General features: G+C 48.5%; 14 protein-coding genes. 12 read left to right on the forward strand and 2 right to left on the reverse strand.

Features of this window, described 5'->3' with window-relative positions:
* Nucleotides 1–209 (forward strand): hypothetical protein (locus tag ACR2PX_RS08005; RefSeq protein ID WP_433998831.1); only part of this gene is annotated, 209 nt, incomplete at its 5' end.
* Nucleotides 210–280: 71 nt separating this feature from the next.
* On the opposite strand, the gene ACR2PX_RS08010 is transcribed toward ACR2PX_RS08005, so the two are convergent.
* On the reverse strand, nt 281–1336 hold the full coding sequence (locus ACR2PX_RS08010; protein ID WP_433998832.1) for a YgfZ/GcvT domain-containing protein: 1056 nt from the start codon (nt 1334–1336) through the stop codon (nt 281–283).
* Between the two features lie 413 nt (nt 1337–1749).
* Here ACR2PX_RS08010 and ACR2PX_RS08015 point away from each other — a divergent pair, with 413 nt between their 5' ends.
* The 4 genes from ACR2PX_RS08015 to ACR2PX_RS08030 all read left to right on the forward strand — a co-directional run bounded on the left by ACR2PX_RS08015 (nt 1750) and on the right by ACR2PX_RS08030 (nt 4994).
* On the forward strand, nt 1750–2028 hold the full coding sequence (locus tag ACR2PX_RS08015) for a succinate dehydrogenase assembly factor 2 (protein ID WP_433998833.1): 279 nt from the start codon (nt 1750–1752) through the stop codon (nt 2026–2028).
* Nucleotides 2009–2452, forward strand: a complete 444-nt coding sequence (locus ACR2PX_RS08020; protein ID WP_433998834.1) for a protein YgfX — start codon at nt 2009–2011, stop codon at nt 2450–2452. Before ACR2PX_RS08015 ends, ACR2PX_RS08020 begins: the two co-directional genes overlap by 20 nt.
* Before the next feature lie 296 nt (nt 2453–2748).
* A complete protein-coding gene (locus ACR2PX_RS08025) occupies nt 2749–3507 on the forward strand; it encodes a helix-turn-helix transcriptional regulator (protein ID WP_433998835.1) in 759 nt (252 codons plus the stop codon).
* A 191-nt stretch (nt 3508–3698) separates the two neighbouring features.
* Nucleotides 3699–4994: an MFS transporter gene (locus ACR2PX_RS08030; protein WP_433998836.1), complete on the forward strand. Its 1296-nt coding sequence runs from the start codon at nt 3699–3701 to the stop codon at nt 4992–4994.
* 27 nt (nt 4995–5021) lie between these two features.
* Here ACR2PX_RS08030 and nadB read toward each other — a convergent pair whose 3' ends face one another.
* Nucleotides 5022–6650 carry an L-aspartate oxidase gene (nadB, locus tag ACR2PX_RS08035; RefSeq protein WP_433998837.1) on the reverse strand — a complete coding sequence of 543 codons (1629 nt, stop codon included), beginning with the start codon at nt 6648–6650 and terminating at the stop codon, nt 5022–5024.
* 854 nt (nt 6651–7504) lie between these two features.
* Here nadB and rpoE point away from each other — a divergent pair.
* The 7 genes from rpoE to lepB all read left to right on the forward strand — a co-directional run bounded on the left by rpoE (nt 7505) and on the right by lepB (nt 15158).
* On the forward strand, nt 7505–8089 hold the full coding sequence (rpoE, locus tag ACR2PX_RS08040) for an RNA polymerase sigma factor RpoE (RefSeq protein ID WP_433998838.1): 585 nt from the start codon (nt 7505–7507) through the stop codon (nt 8087–8089).
* 149 nt (nt 8090–8238) lie between these two features.
* Nucleotides 8239–8919, forward strand: coding sequence for a sigma-E factor negative regulatory protein (locus tag ACR2PX_RS08045; protein WP_433998839.1), 681 nt, complete (start codon nt 8239–8241; stop codon nt 8917–8919).
* A 4-nt stretch (nt 8920–8923) separates the two neighbouring features.
* Nucleotides 8924–9970 carry a MucB/RseB C-terminal domain-containing protein gene (locus ACR2PX_RS08050; RefSeq protein WP_433998840.1) on the forward strand — a complete coding sequence of 349 codons (1047 nt, stop codon included), beginning with the start codon at nt 8924–8926 and terminating at the stop codon, nt 9968–9970.
* A complete protein-coding gene (locus ACR2PX_RS08055) occupies nt 9967–10446 on the forward strand; it encodes a SoxR reducing system RseC family protein (RefSeq protein WP_433998841.1) in 480 nt (159 codons plus the stop codon). The genes ACR2PX_RS08050 and ACR2PX_RS08055 overlap by 4 nt, the downstream gene beginning before the upstream one ends.
* Nucleotides 10447–10526: 80 nt before the next feature.
* Complete coding sequence (locus tag ACR2PX_RS08060) at nt 10527–11948, forward strand: DegQ family serine endoprotease (RefSeq protein ID WP_433998842.1); 1422 nt, start codon at nt 10527–10529, stop codon at nt 11946–11948.
* Nucleotides 11949–12410: 462 nt separating this feature from the next.
* Nucleotides 12411–14210: a translation elongation factor 4 gene (gene lepA, locus ACR2PX_RS08065; RefSeq protein ID WP_433998843.1), complete on the forward strand. Its 1800-nt coding sequence runs from the start codon at nt 12411–12413 to the stop codon at nt 14208–14210.
* Between the two features lie 129 nt (nt 14211–14339).
* Nucleotides 14340–15158: a signal peptidase I gene (lepB, locus tag ACR2PX_RS08070; RefSeq protein WP_433998844.1), complete on the forward strand. Its 819-nt coding sequence runs from the start codon at nt 14340–14342 to the stop codon at nt 15156–15158.
* The last annotated feature ends 336 nt before the right edge of the window (nt 15159–15494 follow it).

Raw genomic sequence — 15494 nt, forward strand, 5'->3', positions numbered from 1 at the left:
AGGTTACTGTGCAGGACTGGTATAGCAATGATGCTCAAAAGCTGGATGAAATCCGTACCAGCGATGCGGTGCTTCTGGCCAATAAGATCGATAACCTGGTCAATGCCATGGCAGGTTTTGATGCACCGCCTGCAGGTGATGCTCAATTGCCTCAGGATACCAGGGATCAGATCAATCCGGTGATTGCTGCTAACTGGCAAGCGGCCTGATAGCTGGCTAAAATGTCTGACTGATAATGGCCAGTCAGGCATACCGGGAGAGCATGCTCTCCCGGTGACTTTTAATATTGCAGTTCCTGTTTAGGGTCCACCTCATAAGGCAGTGGGTGGCAGTTCAGTTTTTGTCCTTCCCCACTTTCCAGTCGCACATCATTCTCTTCAGCAGTTTCGACTCGAATGACTGCAAGCAGTTCAGTGCCTTCTTCGGTTTTAATGCTTTCGATCACTTCGCCAATGCCTTTACCGGCACTGTTGAACAGGCGTGTATCGGGTTCAAGCGTCAGTTGTTGGTCTGAGCTGAGGCGGTAGCAACGGCTTTTCAATTGACCCAGGTTTTGCATCCGGGCAACAATTTCCTGTCCGGTGTAACAACCTTTTCTGAAGCTGACGCTTTTCAGTGAGGGCAGATTCAGATGTTGGGGAATGTATTTATCGGTCGTTTCTGGTGAGAGGCTGGGTTCAACCGACAGGCAGTCGAGCATTTGCCAATGCTGTTGTCCTGTTGGATTAAACTGCTCGGTCAGTCTATCCCAAAGTGTTTCGAGGTGTTCCAGAGTCATCCAGAGTTCGAAGCGTGTTACTGCACCAGAGACGTTTAAAAGCCAGCCCTGTTGATTGATATTAAGAGCGCTGTTGCCATCGGGAACGTCATTGAACAGGTTGTCTATTTTTTCTTCAACGGCTTTTCCGGAAAGCCCGATGCCAATGTACTTCTGGTCTGGTATCAGATCGGTCTTATAAAAAACGGCGTACTTTCCCAGGGTTGTTCCGGTGGTTTCAACCAGTCCCTGGTGCATGGCCATCATAAATTGATCATCACCGGCATTGAGCAGAGTGAAACTGGTAAACATTCTGCCTTTGGGGGTGCAGGCTGCTCCCCCTGAAAACTGATCAGTGTTTAGAGTGTCAAGGTTGCAGGTAAGCTGTCCCTGGAGGAACTTCAGTGTGTCGGGGCCAGAAATATTCAAAAATGCTTTCTGGTCCAGAATCGATAATATCGGACTATCAGGGTCAGACGTTGGCGAGGTCTCACCGAAGCCAAGCAGTTTGCCGTTTTCATAACGAGCGCCCCGCTCAGTAAAAAACTGTTGGAACCTTTCTTCCCGATCGGTAGTCATGATTAATACTCTACGATGTTTAGTTCTGGACAGTGTTTAGTTCTGGACAGTGTTTAATTCTGAACAGTGTTCTTGTTTCAGATATCTGCAGGTCAGTCTGCTGTTTTACCCTGAGCCGTCTTTCTTTACCGGGTAAGGAAAGGTGGTTTCTTTTGTTCAGGGTTGTTTGAACTGGCATCCTGTCTGATGCCCTTGTGGTATTTTCTGCTGACGGACAATAGAAAACAGCCAAAGGCAGGTTGGATATTGGTCGTCATAATATAGAGTATTCAGGGCTCTAACTAAACCGTATAATGCAGTCGCTGGATACAAGGAGCCTGACTTGTCTATTCTTAGTCGGCTTCTGCGCAGTCTTGATACAAGGCTTTTTTCTGGTCCGGTTTATCGAACTCAATCAAGGGAGTATTCCGATAATGTTGAGCGCTGATGATTTCAGACGCCTGCAGTGGCACAGTCGACGCGGTATGCTGGAGCTGGACGTTCTGCTCGAACCATTTACCAATCAGGCTTTCAAGAATCTGTCTGAAGAGGATCAATCCCTCTACCTGAAGCTGATCGATTGTGAAGATCCGGATCTGTTTGCCTGGTTTATGGGCGATGGTCGTCCTCAGGACCCGGGTTTGGCAAAGATCGTGGATAAGGTTGTGCAACATGCTCGTAGTGGTTTGAACAGTGCGGTCAGCGCCCCGTGATCCTCTGATTGAAGTGCGGGCAGGCACGTCTGTTCGCCACTTCATCCTGGCTTTATTCTGTTATCTTCTTGCTTTACTGGCATTGCTGCTCACCTCTCTCAATTTCTTTTATTCTTTTTTGTTGTTTGCTGCCCTGACGGCTTATGCCACTCACTATTATCGCTTACGGTTGAAAAAAAGCCTTCTCACCAGTGTGCTGGCTATTCGCTGGCAAAATAATTGCTGGTTTATAGAAACCTCTAAAGGCTGGCAACCCTGTTGGCCCAAGGGAGAGTGGCTGGTGTTGCCCTGGTTGATGTGTCTCAGCTTTCGTGGTGAAGATGAGCGAAACTATTCAGTAAACTTCTTTGCAGATTCTGATCATCCGGCTGCCCTTCATGCTCTCCGTTTGCGATTACTGTTGATGGGAAAAGGGCAGAGATAGCGTCGTCAGAGTTATGCCGTGTTGCTCATGACGGGCCGTGTGAACCGGTCTGATTAACGACAGAAAATGGTACTTATGTTCGTTTTATTTTAAATATGATCGTTCGCACAAGCAGGGTTGATATTGGTCTATCCTTGTTCATTCGTAGGTTGGGTTTGCCTTGAATTACGACGCAATGGATTGGGACTGATGTTGCTCTGTGCCCAGTTTCTGGGGATGCATTTCAGAGAGAGTGTCAGGCTTCCAGCTTGTAGTTCAGTATCTGTAGTCATGGTAGGCATGAGCAAACCTTGTGAATGAGTCATACCGATTGTGATAACAAAATGACCTGTATTGATAGCGTACCTTCTGCTCCAGAACTCTCCAGTGACTTTATGCATTTTATGGAACACGACCGGATGCAGGCTTGGGGTGTGCATGATTGTCATGCCAGAGCATTCTATCTGAATGAGCATTCCTCCTGGTTGTTTGGTATTCCTCTGCGTTACAAGGTCTGTGGCAAGCGGTTTACTGATATTCCCGCCCCCATCTTCAGTCGCTGCTCTGATCAGATCGTTGAGCAGAACAATATTTGTATCAAGGAGAAAAAAGAGATCACCGTCCTGAATGTTCATCCGGGAGGGAATGGCTGGTTTGCTTACATCTCCAAGAAAAAGCCTCATTACAATCGTCTGCACCAGGTAGACGGTGTTCTCAGTCATGGTTATTCAGTGACGCAGTCATGGATGAAGGCTGCCATGAATATACGCTGCCTGATGAAACTCGATGGCAGAGCCAGTGGGCAGTCCTCTTTCAGGGTTGGCGTTATGCCCAGTCTGAGCCCCAGGGAGTCCGAGGTGCTGTTCTTTCTGATTTGTAATCAGCAGATCAAACAGATTGCAGGTATTTTGTCTCTGTCTGAAAACACCATCCGATCCCACATAGAGCATTTGAAGAAAAAGTTTGATGTTCACTCAATTGCCCAGTTGATAGAAGCGGCCATTTCAGTGGGCTGTCATGACTTCCTGCCTTCTACCCTTCGTCTCAAGCAGCTGTCCATGATTATGGCGAACTGATCGACGGTTCATGAGGAAGGGATAAACTGACTCCAGCGGTGGTCAAAAAAGGTGTTGCTGCGCTATTAAATTGAGCGGGCAACATCTTTGTTTTGTCTGGATTCATTCCTTGAGGAATTCAGAGCGCGGTCTTGGCAATTCATTGATGAATATTTTTTAAATTCAGGTTATTCAGTTAAAAGGAAACCAATATGGCTTTACCCCAGAGAAAGGTGATAGCGATTACATCCCTGGGTGGACTCCTTGAAGCTTACGATTTTACCGTGTATGCGCACCTGGCAACCTACATCTCACTGGTTTTCTTTCCTGCCTCTGACACCACCAGTTCACTCATCAATACCTTTATCACTTTTGCTGTGGGTTATCTTTCAAGGCCACTGGGGGCAATCGCGTTCAGTCATTGGGGTGATCGTCATAGTCGTAAAGCCAGTTTTACTGTCACCATTTTGTTAATGGCCATTTCGACATTATGCATCGGTTTACTGCCTGGTTACCTTCAGCTGGGGCTGTTAGCGCCGGTTTTGCTGGCTCTGTTTCGATTTCTTCAGGGTTTTTCTTTTGCCGGGGAGTTCTCTGGCGCCTTCACATACCTTTATGAAACAGTCCCGGCCCGTTCCCAGGGGTTTGCTGTCAGTATGCTGGGGGCGGGATCGCTGGCTGGTATTCTGCTGGGGGTGATTGTTCATGGTGTGTTGATTCATCTTCTGACCATGGAGCAGGTGGTGGAGTGGGGGTGGCGGGTTCCCTTTATCCTGGGAGGATCTCTTGGGGCGGTGAGTTACGTGATCAGAAGACGGTTTGCCGAGCCAGAAGTTTTCAGGCAGCTGGTAGCCCGTGGTGGTGTGGAAAAAGTGCCTGTGATCACCATGCTGAAGACTTACAAAGCTCAGATACTGACCGGGTTACTGTTGGTGATGCCGGTATTGGTCTCGGTGACGGTATTGGTGTTATTCATTCCAGGTTATCTGACTCGCCTGCTCGACTATCCGGCCAGAGAAGTAGCAATGGCGAATGGGCTGAGTATGTTTGCCGGTGTTCCTGTCTGTTTGCTCGTTGGCTGGTTGGCCGATCGGGTAGACCGGCGTTATTTAATGCTGGGGCCTTCTTTGCTGATTGCCGTAACTGCCTGGCCGCTGTTCTACTGGTATGCCTCTGGTGAAGCTAATTTGTTAGTGACAGCTCTGATGGGTGCGGTTCTGTGGGGGAGTATTGAAGGTATTTCTCTGTTGCTGGTGGTTTCAGCATTTCCCATAGGTATCCGGTTTACGGGAATGGCTTCGGTTTACAACATAGGTGCCATGTTTTTTGCTGGCTTTGGTCCCGTGATTTCCATGGGGTTGATTCGTGTTACTGAGATGCAGGCGGCTCCCGCCTTCTATCTGATGGTCAGTGGTTTGGCCGGGTGTCTGGGGGCTTTGCTTATCTCACCTGAACAAAGGCGGAATGCTTTACCTGTTGGCAAAGAACTGGAATCCACCGCTTTGTAATGGCCCTGTGAATTCCAGTGTGCGAAATCAAAAACTGATTGCGTTTTCCGGTACAAAATTATCCGGTATCAGAATGGTTTCTTTGCTGTCTTCCTGCGTAAAGGGAAAGTCCAGATTGTAATGCAGTCCTCTGGATTCCTGTCGTGAAAGTGCACAATCAATAATCAGCTCAGCCACCTGAGATAAATTTCTCAACTCAATCAGGTCATTACTGATCTTGAAGTGGCTGTAAAAATCGTGGATTTCATGTTGCAGTAATCTGGACCGGTTTCTGGCTCGAAGCAACCGCTTGGTGGTTCTGACAATGCCCACATAGTCCCACATGAATCGTCTGAGTTCGTCCCAGTTATGAGAAATAACAACGTTCTCATCAGAGTCCGATACCTGGCTGTCATCCCATGCTGGAATTTCAGGGCAGGGGTGCTGTTCGGCGATTGTGCGGTTAATGTCATCGGCGCAACTTCTGGCGCTGACAAAGCATTCCAGCAGTGAGTTGCTTGCCAGGCGGTTAGCGCCATGAAGGCCGGTAAACGAGCATTCTCCAATGGCATAGAGACCGGGTAGATCGGTTTGACCCTTCAAATCAACCAGAATACCACCACAGGTATAATGGGCGGCGGGAACGACCGGGAGAGGTTCGCGGGTCATGTCGATGCCGTATTCCAGGCAGCGTTCGTAAATATTCGGGAAGTGGGAAATAATGAATTCCCTGGGCTTGTGACTGATATCCAGAAACAGGCAGTCTGCACCCAGTTTCTTCATCTCATGATCAATAGCCCTGGCCACAATATCCCGGGGAGCCAGCTCGCCACGGTGATCGTAGTCGTCCATGAAGCGAGTGCCGTCTGGCCGCACCAGTAAGCCGCCTTCGCCCCGGACCGCTTCAGAAATAAGGAAGGATTTGGCCTTGGTGTGGAAAAGACAGGTGGGATGGAACTGGTTGAATTCCAGGTTGGCAACCCGGCAGCCCGCTCTCCAGGCCATTGCAATGCCATCACCGCTGGCACCATCGGTATTGCTGGTAAAGAGATAAGCTTTGCTGGCGCCACCACTGGCAATAGCGTGTGCACGCCCACGAAACAATTTCACCTGATCAGATTGGACGTCGAGAACATAGACCCCCACGCATCTCTGTTCATGCAGACCAAGTTTGCTGGTAGAAACAACATCGATGGCCAGATGATGCTCATAAAGGTCGATATTGGGCTGCTTTCTGGCTTTATCAATCAGGGTTTCTGAAATGGCTCTGCCAGTAGCGTCTGCTGCATGAATGATTCTTCTGGCGCTGTGTCCGCCTTCCCGGGTCAGATGAAAATCAAAGTTTTTTTCATCTTCCTGTTCGCGGGTAAAGGGAACGCCCTGGTCAATAAGCCACTGAATGCTGGCATTGCCCTGTTCTACAACGTGTTTGACGGTACTTTCCCTGCACAGACCGGCACCGGCCACCAAGGTGTCTTCTATATGTTTGTCCAGGCTGTCTTCCTGGGTGTCCAGAACCGCTGCGACACCACCCTGGGCTCCCGCTGAAGAGCCGGCTGTTAGCTCTCCCTTGCTGAGAATGGCAACCCGCAGGTGGCTGTCCAGGTGCAGTGCCAGTGTCAATCCGGCTGCGCCACTGCCGATGATTACTACGTCATAGTCTAATGTTGGATGCATCTATATTCCCTGGTTCTTCTAATAACAGACTGCGGGGTCTGTATCAGGCATCTGTCACTCGCTGACTCTGATCTGGAAATAACCATGAACACGGTCAGGGATGTTATCCGCTGAGGCTTGGGTGTTCAGGCCAGACTGTGCAGTTTCCTGTATCAAAAGCCAAATATTGTCCTGGGCTTTCAGGCGTTTTGTTTCGTGAAAAATATTTTGCCGTTTTCAAAGATGAGTGTTTGGCAAAATAGGTTTCTTTGCTCATGGTGATTGGCCGTATCAATCATTTCATCCCCGAGAGAGGGTCTGGTTTTGAGCACCTGATGTTTTCTCCGGGTGTTATGCTGAGCATGAAGTGGTTCTGGTCGTTTTACAGGTGAAACTGGAACTCAGAACCATGACGGTTAAACTCACTTCAATCTAAAGCTGCGTCATAGATTGCCGATGGTTTGTACGGAGAATATCACTCGCCTTTACAGTGTAAAATTTACGTTCCAAAGGTTCGTAATAGTGTCTCCGCTCTTGGCTGTATAGAAGCAGACTCAACGTACGGCGTTATAAAACACTGAGAAATCGGTATCAAGTATATAGAAATTATGGTGAGCACTATAGTACGCTGTGATGATCCGAATCAGTTTTCAGCCGATACTGTGAAATTTTTTTGAATGAGTTCGGGAACTTTCTGGCCGAAACATGGTCTATATAGAAGCAGATAGAATTCGCAGCACAGGCATGTGTCTGTGGAAGGGGGGAGAGTCTGGTCAGTCAGGGCACCATTGTGTGCACTTTGAACTGACTGTTTCGTCTGTCCATTCCTTTCCCGTTCGCCCGTGTATTTTCTGCAATAGCGGGAGACCCCCTCTATGGTAGAACATCCACAGGCGGACCAGCAGCTGGTTGAGCGCGTGCAGAAGGGCGATAAAGCGGCCTTCGATATGCTAGTGCTCAAATATCAGCACCGGGTACTGGGCCTGGTAGGCAGTTATATTTCTGACTATCAGGAAGTGCAGGATGTAGCCCAGGAAGCTTTTATCAAGGCTTACCGGGCGATAGACAGGTTTCGCGGCGACAGTTCTTTTTACACCTGGTTGTACCGAATTGCCGTGAATACTGCCAAGAATCATCTGGTTTCCAAGGGCCGTAAGGTTCCGGAATCTGACATTGATGTACACGATGCAGATTTTCTGGATACAGCAGCGGCCCTGAGGGTGGTTGATACACCTGAGCGGAATCTGTACCGGGATGAGATTGAGCAGGTGATCCATGATGTGATCCGACGTCTACCGGATGAATTGCGAACTGCTGTAATGCTGAGAGAGTTTGATGGTCTCAGCTATGACGAAATTGCCAATGTTATGGACTGTCCTGTGGGGACCGTGAGATCAAGGATTTTTCGGGCCAGGGAAGCCATCGACAAGGAAGTGGAGCCTCTGTTGCGTCGAAGTTGACGAATAACAGGCGGTTGCAGCCATGAGCAAAGAAAATGATTTTATCCCTTTTGGGAGTAAAATTATTTTCATGGTTAATGTTGACTGAAATTATTGCTGGTACTTTTTGCTTTGAGTATCGGCCAGACTGGATGACCAGAGGTATGCCTATGAGTGAGAAAGCATCTCACAATCATGCCCAGGAAAGGTTAAAGGAATCACTGTCCGCAGCTATGGACGGTGAGGCTGGAGAGTTTGAGCTTCGACGTGTGCTGGATAATATCGGCAGCGATGAAGACCTGCGGGATAAAGCCCGCAGATATCAAATGATGGGTGACGCGCTTCGGCACGAATCCAATGATTTTATGAATGTTGACCTGTCAGCCGGTATTCGTGACAGGTTGGAATCAGAACCCCCTCATTCTGTGACTAAAGAAACCACCGTTTCCAGTCATGGCATTCTGGGTGTTGTTGATCAGTGGTGGTCTAAAGCAGGGCGGGTAGCAGTAGCAGCTTCTGTCGCGTTTGCCGTGTTGCTGGGTGTGAAAAATTACAATACGACCCCGGATGCGTTGCCTCTTGTGACCACGTCTAATGATCAGATTACGCTGTCTCAGCCTGTGCAGATTGCCCAGAACGGTTATGGGGCTTCTGGAATCAAAGCGGGTTACAGCTCACGACAGCATGACAGTATTACACCGGAGCAGCTGGCACAGGCCCAGAGTGTTGCCGACAGAGCCACCAAAGAACGCTTCAGGGCTTATGCACTTCAGCATGCTGAAATGAGTGCCATGAATTCAGGACAGGGAGTTCTCCCTTTTGCTCGCTTGACCACCTTTGAATCACAATGAGTTTATGAAAGGAATTCGATTGAACAGGGAGCGCGTTATCCCGTTGCTGCTGGTACTGCTGGCAGCCTTCAATGGGCAGTCTTTTGCTGCCGATCCATCATCTGAATCTGCTGATACGCCTGAAAAGTGGTTGGAAACCATGATTCAGGCCACTCAAAATCTTACCTATCGCGGACACTTTGTTTACCAACAGGGTGCTAACCTAGAAACCTTGGCAGTAACGCATACGCTTCAGAAAGTGGATGGTCAGTCAGAGGAACTGGAAAGTATTGCTTTTCTTGATGGCTTGCCCAGAGAGATGGTTCGTCAAGGTAGTCATATTACTTTTGCCAGTGCCGGAAGAGAGCCTGCAAGATTTGAGCATGAATCTCTGGTCCCTATGGTGGGTCGTTTTACTTCCGGTCACTTTGACAAGCATTACAAGCTGAAGCCAGCTGCTCTGGATCGGGTAGCAGGTCGGGAAGCGGTACAGCTTCTGGTAGTTCCAACGGATCGGTTTCGTTATGGCTACCAGTTATGGCTGGATCGTCGGACCGGTCTTCTGCTCAAGTCCGTCATGGTGGACAGTGAAGGCAGGATCATTGAGAGAATGCAGTTCACCAGTCTGGAGTTTCCCGGTCAGTTAAGCCGGGAAGAGTTGGAGCGGTTAAAGCGTAAACTGCCTGAATCAGCAGGCAAGAATGTAGTAAAATTGAAGAGCGAAGCAATTCCCGAGAAAGTTGAGTGGAATTGGGAGGCAGGCTGGCTACCCGAAGGTTTTTCACCTCGTGGTCACAGCAGTCGAAATTCGGCCGTAAGCAATCAGAAAGTTGATACATTGAACTTTTCTGATGGTCTGGCAAGCTTTTCAGTTTTTGTTGAACCGGACGAAACCCGGGTATTGAGTCAGGCAACCGAGCAGATTGGTTCCATGGCCGCAGTGTCCAAAGTGTTTCGTAACGGTGAGAAATACTTTCATGTCACTGTCCTGGGCGAGATTCCTCTCGGTACTGCCGAAAGAATTGCCGTATCAGTTCGTCCCAGAGAGCAGAGTCAGCAGGCAGATAAATGATTGAGGAAGAAGGCAAGGTTGTGACCGTAGAGCAGGGAGCTGTGTGGGTAGAAACTATCCGCAAAAGCACCTGTTCCAGTTGCAGTGCACGTAATGGCTGTGGTCAGAATCTGCTGGAGAAGTACCGATCCAGCAAGCAGCAATCCTATATCCGGGCAAGTAATGACTTTTCGATAGAAGAGAATGATCAGGTAGTGATCGGTATACCTGAAAGTGCCCTGATGAGAGCTTCGCTTCTGGTTTATCTGATGCCGCTGATTTTCATGATGGGATCGCTCTGGCTGGCCACTGCCGTTGGCTGGAATGATCTTCTTACTGCCTTGTCTGCTATAGCCGGTCTGGCTGCCGGGTTTATCCCTGTGCGTCTGCTGGGTCAATCAACCAGCGACATGTGTCGCGTTAAAGTGATTAAGGTGCTACCTCGCAAGGTGGTCGGGCCTGAATTAATAACAACACGTCAGTCCTGGTCCGCTTAGCCTTTAATCTCGCTAAATTCTATTACTCACAACACCCATTCTGGGTCTCTAACCACAGGATGTAAGGAGATGTCTGGTTCATGAACAGGGTCAACCTTCTTTTCAGGAACTTTATCTATTTTCTGAGTCTCTCACTGCTCTCTGTGCAGATGGTTCAGGCTAACAATCTTCCGGATTTTACCCGGTTGTTTGAAGAAGCTTCGCCAGCTGTTGTCAATATCAGCACACTTTCTACCCCGAAACAGGGGCGCAGTCAGGTTTATGGTCCGGGTGGTGAAGAACTGCCTGAAATTTTCCGGCGATATTTTGGTGTCCCTATGCCTGAAGCGCCTTCGGGTAAGCCTCAGCCAATGTCATCAGGCTCCGGATTTATCATTTCTAAAGATGGTTATATTCTCACCAATAATCATGTGGTGGAGGGTGCAGAAGAAATTATTGTGCGACTGCATGATCGCAGTGAAAAGGTCGCCAAGCTGATAGGTGCGGACAAACGATCTGATCTGGCTCTGCTGAAAATCGAGAGTAACAGGCGTTTGCCTGTGGTGAAGATGGGCGATTCTGAGCGGGTTAAGCCGGGTGAATGGGTCGCTGCCATTGGTTCGCCCTTTAATTTTGAGTACTCCATTACTAAAGGTATTGTCAGTGCCCTGAACAGGAGTCTGCCAAGCGACGCTTATGTGCCTTTTATACAGACTGATGTGCCCATTAATCCGGGTAATTCTGGTGGCCCTCTGTTTAATATGAAAGGGGAAGTCATTGGTATCAATTCCCAGATATTTACCCGTTCCGGTGGATTTATGGGGCTGTCTTTTGCGATTCCTTCCGATCATGTTGAATGGGCTGTCGAACAGCTGAAGGAGAAAGGTTATGTCACCCGTGGCTGGCTGGGAGTGGCTATCCAGGAAGTGGATCGCGACCTTGCTGAGTCCTTTGGTCTTGATAAGCCCATGGGTGCTTTGATCGGTCAGGTGGTACCTGGCGGACCTGCCGACAAGGCCAAGTTGCATCCTGGCGACATTATTACCCGTGTGAATGGTCGTGAGATTATGAGGTCGGGCAGTCTGCCTATGGCTATTGGTGTCATCACTCCGGGCAATAAGGCGACACTGGAGCTGATACGCGATGGCAAGAAAAAATCCATCTCTGTGGAAGTGGGTGAGCTGCCTGATGAGCAGGGTCAGCGTGCAGACCGTCCGGCAACGCCAGACATGAAGAAAAACCGCCTGGGTATTCAGGTGGAAGAGCTTAACGATGATTATCGCAATAAGCTCCGCCTTGAGCAGGATGTCAAAGGGGTTGTTGTTACTGGTGTTATTTCCGGTGTGGCTCGTTCAATAGGTCTTCGTCAGGGGGATGTTGTAACGGACCTGAACAATAACCGTATTGAGTCCGTTAAGGGTTTTAACAAAATTGTGACGGATCTGCCCAGGGATCGCTCTGTCTCCATGCGAGTGGTGCGCGGCGGTCAGTCAGGGTATATCTCTTTCCGCCTGGCAGAGTGATTTTCAGACAGCCTGTTGCCCGAAATGGCAGCAGGCTGTGTTCTAGGAGCCTGTCGGACTTAAGACTATTTCGGCCTGAATTCCAGAAAGAACGGCCCAATTATTCGATGAATTCGATTAAATAGGTCAACAATTCTCACGAATCCATCGAATAATTCGACTCGTTCTACTGAAATTTATGCTTGAAAGCATAAGTCCGACAGGCTCCTGGGAGTCTGACAGAGAAAAAATCCGTCTACTTGATCTTTTTTGCTAATCCTGGCCTCTCCTGATGAAGTTGTAGCTGGGGTTTCAAGTCTTCAGGGGTGATCTGTATCTTCAGATGCTGTAGAATCTGTTTGAATATACAGCAGCTTTGCTGCCTGTCGTACAGGCATGTGAAGACCCTGCAAGCTGAACAACTGTCCTCGTGAAAGAGATTGAACTCTGAGCGGGGACAAATTTTTTGTAGTGATTGCAATCGTGAGCGACTTAAGTCATATCAGGAATTTTTCCATTATTGCCCATATCGACCACGGTAAGTCGACATTGGCCGATCGCTTTATCCAGAACTGCGGAGGTTTGAGCGATCGTGAAATGCAGGCTCAAGTGCTTGACTCCATGGAACTTGAGCGTGAGCGTGGTATTACCATCAAGGCCCAGAGTGTAACGCTTGATTATACCGCCCAGGATGGTAAAACCTACCAGCTGAATTTTATCGATACTCCCGGGCATGTGGACTTTTCCTATGAGGTGTCCCGTTCTCTTTCTGCCTGTGAAGGTGCCCTGCTGGTTGTAGATGCTGCTCAGGGTGTTGAAGCCCAGTCAGTAGCTAACTGCTACACCGCCATTGAACAGGGGCTGGAAGTGATGCCCGTGCTCAATAAAATGGACCTGCCTCAGGCAGAACCAGAGAGAGTGGCACAGGAAATTGAGGAAATTATTGGCATTGATGCACTGGATGCAGTGCGTTGTTCTGCTAAAAGTGGTTTGGGTATCGAAGATGTGATTGAACGTCTGGTCCAGACCATTCCTGCTCCGGAAGGCGATACCAAGGGTGATTTACAAGCCCTGATTATCGACTCATGGTTTGATAACTATCTGGGCATTGTTTCTCTGGTACGCGTTAAAAACGGTACTCTGAAGAAAGGAGACAAGATTCTCGTCAAATCGACCGGTCAGACCCACGGGGCTGATAATGTAGGTATCTTTTCTCCAAAGATGAATGCAACTGGCGAGCTGAAAGCGGGTGAAGTAGGCTACGTTATTGCCGGTATCAAGGACATTCATGGTGCTCCTGTCGGTGATACCCTGACCCTGGCAAAAACACCGGATGTTCCGGAACTGCCTGGTTTTCAGAAGGTCAAACCACAGGTTTATGCGGGTCTGTTCCCGGTAAGTTCTGATGACTTTGAATCATTTCGCGAGGCTCTGGAAAAACTGCGCCTGAACGATGCTTCATTGTTCTACGAGCCAGAGAGCAGTGATGCCCTGGGCTTTGGTTTCCGTTGTGGCTTCCTGGGGATGCTGCACATGGAAATTATTCAGGAGCGTCTGGAGCGTGAATACGACCTCGACCTGATTACCACGGCTCCTACAGTAATCTATGAAGTTGAGATGAAAAATGGTGACCTGGTTGAGGTAGATAACCCATCCAAGCTGCCTGATCCGGCGGGTATACAGGAAATCAGAGAGCCTATTGTTCAGGCTAACATTCTGGTACCACAGGATTATCTGGGTAACGTGATTACCTTGTGTGTTGAGCGTCGAGGTGTTCAGAAAGACATGCAGTTCACTGGCAGTCAGGTGGCGGTCACCTATGATATGCCCATGAACGAAGTGGTTCTGGACTTCTTTGATCGTTTGAAATCGGTAAGCCGTGGCTTTGCTTCTCTGGACTACAGTTTTGATCGTTTCGAAACGGCTAACATGGTGAAGCTGGATATTATGATCAATGGCGAGAAAGTCGATGCACTGGCGCTGATTGCTCATAAGGATCATGCGGTGTCCCGTGGTCGTTCATTGGCCGATAAAATGAAAGAGATTATCCCGCGTCAGATGTTTGATGTGGCCATTCAGGCCGCAGTGGGTGGTCAGATTTGTGCTCGAACCACCGTTAAGGCCCTGCGCAAGAATGTGACGGCCAAATGCTACGGTGGTGATGCTTCCCGTAAGCGTAAACTGCTGGAGAAGCAGAAAGCAGGTAAGAAACGTATGAAGCAGGTGGGCCGGGTTGAAATCCCTCAGGAAGCTTTCCTTGCGGTATTGAAGGTCGATAAATAAAACAGAATCAGCCTGTCGTTGCTGACAGGCTTTTCTGCAAGAGCAAACTTCGCCCGTTAAAACAGTGGTTTCATCTGTTTTGACAGATTATCGGTAGAATAGAGATCAGGTATCTGAGAACAAATAACCATGGATATTAATTTTCCACTGCTGTTGGTACTGGCGGTTTTTATAACGGGTCTGATTGCGCTGCTCGACAAACTGGTTTTTTTGCCTAAGAGAAAAGCAGCCATAGAGAATTTCAAGTCCAGTACAGGTTCTCAACCTGATCCGGATGCACTGGCCAAGCTGGAGAAAGAACCCAGTATTATTGAGACCTCCAAGTCGATTTTTCCGGTTCTGGCTCTGGTACTGGTACTGAGATCGTTTCTTTTTGAGCCGTTTCAGATTCCTTCCGGTTCCATGATTCCAACACTTCAGGTAGGTGACTTCATTCTGGTGAACAAGTTCGACTATGGACTTCGTCTGCCCGTGATTGGGACCAAAGTGGTCTCTATCAATGAACCTCAGCGTGGTGATGTGATGGTCTTTAAGGAGCCGGCAAACCCGAATATCAATTTCATCAAGCGGGTGATTGGTATACCGGGTGATGAAGTGCGTTATATGAACAAAAAACTGACCATCAATGGTCACCCGGTTCCTGAGAAGTACATCGCGGAACTGAGAGATGAGGGTGGACCTTATCAGTTGTTTGAAGAGACTATTGATGGCAAAAGTCATGAGATTCGCAAGGATCTGGGTCTGAGAAGTCTGCGCTCTGAAGGTGCCTGGGTGATTCCTGAGGGACAGTATTTTATGATGGGGGATAACCGGGATCGCAGTAACGACAGTCGATACTGGGGCACGGTACCTGAACAGAATATTGTGGGTAAGGCCGTTTATATCTGGATGCACTGGCCTAGCTGGACTCAGCTGCCCAGCTTCAAGAATAATGGCACAATAGAGTAATTAATACCCAGACAGACGCTGCCCGCTTCTTGCGGGCAGAGTCGTCTTGGGATGATAAAAGGTGGCAAAGAAAGTGCTCTTTATCATTCCAGAAAGGTTTGAGCTCAGGCGTCTGAATGCAGGATTCAAATTTCTCTGAAATAGTAAAAAGTATTTTTGCAGGGATATCGCCATAATGCCTTCCTTCAGGAGGCAGGTATCAGGATTGTCTAGGAGCCTGTCGGACTTAAGACTATTTCGGCCTAAATTCCAGAAAGAACGGCCCAATTATTCGATGAATTCGATTAAATAGGTCAACTATTCTCACGAATCCATCGAATAATTCGACTCGTTCTA

This window comes from Endozoicomonas sp., from assembly GCF_051008435.1.
GTDB lineage: Bacteria > Pseudomonadota > Gammaproteobacteria > Pseudomonadales > Endozoicomonadaceae > Endozoicomonas_A.

Bases quoted from the DNA above. Each gene is read 5' to 3' on its own strand.
- ACR2PX_RS08010 (WP_433998832.1), bottom strand. From the start codon at position 1,336: ATGACTACCGATCGGGAAGAAAGGTTCCAACAGTTTTTTACTGAGCGG.
- ACR2PX_RS08015 (WP_433998833.1), top strand. From the start codon at position 1,750: ATGTTGAGCGCTGATGATTTCAGACGCCTGCAGTGGCACAGTCGACGC.
- ACR2PX_RS08025 (WP_433998835.1), top strand. From the start codon at position 2,749: ATGAGTCATACCGATTGTGATAACAAAATGACCTGTATTGATAGCGTA.
- ACR2PX_RS08030 (WP_433998836.1), top strand. From the start codon at position 3,699: ATGGCTTTACCCCAGAGAAAGGTGATAGCGATTACATCCCTGGGTGGA.
- nadB (WP_433998837.1), bottom strand. From the start codon at position 6,650: ATGCATCCAACATTAGACTATGACGTAGTAATCATCGGCAGTGGCGCA.
- rpoE (WP_433998838.1), top strand. From the start codon at position 7,505: ATGGTAGAACATCCACAGGCGGACCAGCAGCTGGTTGAGCGCGTGCAG.
- ACR2PX_RS08045 (WP_433998839.1), top strand. From the start codon at position 8,239: ATGAGTGAGAAAGCATCTCACAATCATGCCCAGGAAAGGTTAAAGGAA.
- ACR2PX_RS08050 (WP_433998840.1), top strand. From the start codon at position 8,924: ATGAAAGGAATTCGATTGAACAGGGAGCGCGTTATCCCGTTGCTGCTG.
- ACR2PX_RS08055 (WP_433998841.1), top strand. From the start codon at position 9,967: ATGATTGAGGAAGAAGGCAAGGTTGTGACCGTAGAGCAGGGAGCTGTG.
- ACR2PX_RS08060 (WP_433998842.1), top strand. From the start codon at position 10,527: ATGAACAGGGTCAACCTTCTTTTCAGGAACTTTATCTATTTTCTGAGT.
- lepB (WP_433998844.1), top strand. From the start codon at position 14,340: ATGGATATTAATTTTCCACTGCTGTTGGTACTGGCGGTTTTTATAACG.